Below are 3,667 nucleotides of genomic sequence, written 5' to 3'. Positions count from 1 at the left end.
ATTTGGGTATTTCTTCTATCTTTAAAAATCTTTTAATATTTTTAGTTTCTAATGCTTCATCCACTATAAATAATTTAAATTCTGTGCTATAATCTTTTTTCATAGTAGCATCCTTTTTATTTGTTTTCTGTTCAAAATATTATAACAAGGATACTGCTTTTTTTATACTAAAAAATGTCCAATATCTCATACTCCTAAACAAAAAATAAGAAAAAATTATTGACAAGATAATATTATAAAATATAATCTTGTTAATAAATTCATACTAAGGGTGGGTAATATGAGAAACTATATTATTATTCTTACAGCTTTATTCTTTTCTTTTTTATCTTGTACAAATAAAAAAATTATCGATGAAAACACCATATATGTAAATCTAGGTTCAGAACCCAAGACTATAGACCCTGCTCTAAATATTACATTGCAAGGCTCTACTTATGTAACACATTTATTTGAATGTTTAACTACAAAATATAAAGACATAGCCATTCAGCCAGGAGCAGCAGAAAGTTGGGATATATCTGAAGACGGTCTTACATATATATTTCATTTAAGAACAAACGGTAAATGGTCTGACGGCAAACCTCTAACAGCAAAAGATTTTGAATATTCTTGGAAGAGAGTTGTTGATCCAAATACAGCAAGTGAGCCTAGTTATTTATTTGAGCCTATACTTAACTTTTCTAATGTGAATGCGGGATATATGCCTGTTGATGAGTTCGGCATAAAGGCTTTAGATGATTATACATTAGAAGTAAAACTAGAGTATCCTACTGCTTATTTTTTGGAGCTTGTCAATTTGCCTGTATTTTCACCTGTTAGAAAAGATATGGTTGAAAAAAATCCAGATAATTGGACTAGAGACCCTAAAACTTGTATTGGTAATGGTGCTTTTATGTTGAAAGAGAGAAAACCAGATGAAAGTATTACTGTTGTAAAAAATACTAATTATTGGGGAGCTGACACAATAGTTGCTGAAAGAATTAAATTTGTTCTTATGGATAATCCTAATTCTGCAGTTGCAGGTGTTAAAGAAGGCTCTCTTCATTTCTCTGACCAATTTCCTCATCAAGATATAGACACTTTAAAAAAAGAAGGTTTTATAGATATAGCAACAAGAATAGGAACTCAATATTATGCACTTAATACTACAAACGAAACTCTAAAAGACAAAAGAGTAAGAAAGGCATTATCACTTGCTATAGACAGAAATTATATAGTAGATAATATAATAAAATCCGGCAAGCCTGCTGGTGCATTAGTACCTTGGGGTGTTACCGATGTAAAAGGTTATTTTAGAGATAATGCTGGCGAATATATAAGCACAAACAAAGCAGATTATCAAAAAAATGTAGAAGAGGCTAAAAGATTAATGGCAGAAGCAGGATATCCAAATGGAGAAGGTTTTCCTGTGTTAGAGTTTTATCTTACATTTAGTAATGATATACCTATGTTTGAAGCTGTGCAGAATATGTGGAAAGAAAATCTTGGTATAGATGTTAAACTTACACAGATGGAGTTTGCACCATTTATTCATGCATTTAGAACAGAAAGAAATTATACTATGGCAGCTGCAAGCTGGACTGGAAGCTATAATGACCCTACTACTTTTTTAGGTATGTTTGTTAGCTATTCATATAAAAACCACTCTCTATTTACAAACAAGGCTTTTGATGAAGCAATTAGTATAGCATCAAAAACTACTGACCAAAATATTAGAATGAGAGAGTTGCACAAAGCAGAAAAAATACTTATAGAAGACGAAGCAGTTATTATACCTATCGCATATTTTGAACCTGCTGTATTGAAAAGCCCAAAATTAAAAGACGTATTCTATATACCTTTTGCTCAATATAAATTCTCTTATTCGTATTTAGAAGAATAAATAATTTAAATTTGTAATGATACTGATAATTATTTTATTAGTGTCATTACAAATTAATAATAATCTCTATAATATTTTCTATAATCATCTTCAATAATTTCTTCTTCATCTTCTTTATAATGATTATCATAGAAAAAATTAAACATACTATTAACAAATCTATTACTCATATCCAAATCTCCTATATGTATATATAATGGATTATCAGATATTTTATTAAATCTTTTTAAATGATAAAGTCTTGGATTTTTTAAATATATAAAAAGATAACTTCCAATTATGTCTAAATCTTTAATATCAGACCAAAACACATGTAAATACTTTTTAACAATTAAATTATTATAATATATTCCATTATTATCCAATATAAAGCTAGGACTTTTTAAAAATACACTTCTAATTAAAACAAGAGATAATAATAAAACTCCAAATATAAAAAACAACAAAACAAATATTACAGCTATTTTCATATCTTTATCTTCTTCTATAAATAAAATGCTAGTGAGAAGTATACTCACTATAAACCCTATCATCATCACTGAAAAATATCTTATATTGTTTATATAAATTTTAATAGAAAAATTTTTATTATTAAAAGTTAATTCATTATTTTTCTTCATAATAAAAGCTCCTATTATCATATTATATAAATTATAAACTATTATATAAAAAAATATATATGACTATTTTTATAATATTATAAAATCTATATAATTAATTATAAATAAAGATAATTAAACAATATTTAACTAATATACACATTTATAAAATATTTTCTGTCATGGAGCCATAGATATTGTACTTTTACTTGCTATAATATTTTTGATTCTTTCTTTGATTGTAATATACAATAACGAAGAAATCAATCTTTGATTGTTATAAAAATGTGTATATTCTTTTAATTTTTCTCTTAATAATTCTACAGTTATATTTTTATTTAATCGTGAATAAAATTCTCTTTCGTCTATGCCGTGTACTCTTTCTACTACACCATTGTATCTTGGTGTTGCTATAGGAATATATCTCCTCTCTAATTTATTTTTTAAGCAGTATTCATCAAAAATATTTATTTTAGAGCTATTGATACAGCGATAAGTATATTCTATACCATTGTCTGTTTGTATAGCTTGTATCCTAAAAGGTGAAGTTTTCAATACATATTTTAAGAAAGATAAAGCACTAGAAGGTGTTTTATCTTCATAGATTTCTCTCCAACTATAACGAGTAGCTAAATCTACAGCAGTGAATTGATAAACTGTTTTTCTGCCTAATTTGATATATTTAGTGTCTATTTGAACTATTTTGCCTTCTTTTTGTATTTTAGAGACAAATTTACGCTTATCATATCGCTTCTTTTTCTTTTTTGTTTTATATCTCCAAAGATTATTTCTTTTTAGTACATTCTCTATAGCTGTAACACCTATCTTAATGCCTTCACGATTTAAATATGCTTTAATATAATGCTTACCTCGATATTCTTTAGTATAGAGTTTAATAATTAAATTAATAGCTTCTTGATTATTAAAGATATTTGGGGAAGTTTTTGGTATAGTGCTAAAATTGGCGACAGTTCCAGTGTCTTTATATTTTTTAAGCCAAGCATAAAAAGTAGATTTGGGTATTTCTTCTATCTTTAAAAATCTTTTAATATTTTTAGTTTCTAATGCTTCATCCACTATAAATAATTTAAATTCTGTGCTATAATCTTTTTTCATAGTAGCATCCTTTTTATTTGTTTTATGTTCAAAATATTATAACAAGGATACTGCTTTTTTTATACTA

General features: G+C 26.3%; 3 protein-coding genes. 1 reads left to right on the top strand and 2 read right to left on the bottom strand.

What is annotated here, in order from left to right; genetic code table 11:
* The first annotated feature begins 280 nt into the window (after positions 1-280).
* On the top strand, positions 281-1,885 hold the full coding sequence (locus EPJ72_RS03435) for a peptide ABC transporter substrate-binding protein (RefSeq protein WP_147730851.1): 1,605 nt from the start codon (positions 281-283) through the stop codon (positions 1,883-1,885).
* A gap of 53 nt (positions 1,886-1,938) precedes the next feature.
* Here EPJ72_RS03435 and EPJ72_RS03430 read toward each other — a convergent pair whose 3' ends face one another.
* Together EPJ72_RS03430 and EPJ72_RS03425 are read right to left on the bottom strand one after the other, a co-directional pair.
* Positions 1,939-2,505: a hypothetical protein gene (locus EPJ72_RS03430; protein WP_147730850.1), complete on the bottom strand. Its 567-nt coding sequence runs from the start codon at positions 2,503-2,505 to the stop codon at positions 1,939-1,941.
* A gap of 159 nt (positions 2,506-2,664) precedes the next feature.
* Entirely contained in the window at positions 2,665-3,600 is a 936-nt protein-coding gene (locus EPJ72_RS03425) for a DDE-type integrase/transposase/recombinase (RefSeq protein WP_158636877.1), read from the bottom strand.
* Positions 3,601-3,667: the final 67 nt, after the last annotated feature.

This window comes from Brachyspira pilosicoli (genome assembly GCF_008016535.1).
Taxonomy (GTDB): domain Bacteria; phylum Spirochaetota; class Brachyspiria; order Brachyspirales; family Brachyspiraceae; genus Brachyspira; species Brachyspira pilosicoli_A.
This window is presented reverse-complemented; position numbering and strand designations above follow the sequence as displayed.

Excerpts from the sequence above, each read along its gene's own strand:
- EPJ72_RS03430 (WP_147730850.1), bottom strand. The coding sequence starts at position 2,505 with ATGAAGAAAAATAATGAATTAACTTTTAATAATAAAAATTTTTCTATT.
- EPJ72_RS03425 (WP_158636877.1), bottom strand. The coding sequence starts at position 3,600 with ATGAAAAAAGATTATAGCACAGAATTTAAATTATTTATAGTGGATGAA.
- EPJ72_RS03435 (WP_147730851.1), top strand. The coding sequence starts at position 281 with ATGAGAAACTATATTATTATTCTTACAGCTTTATTCTTTTCTTTTTTA.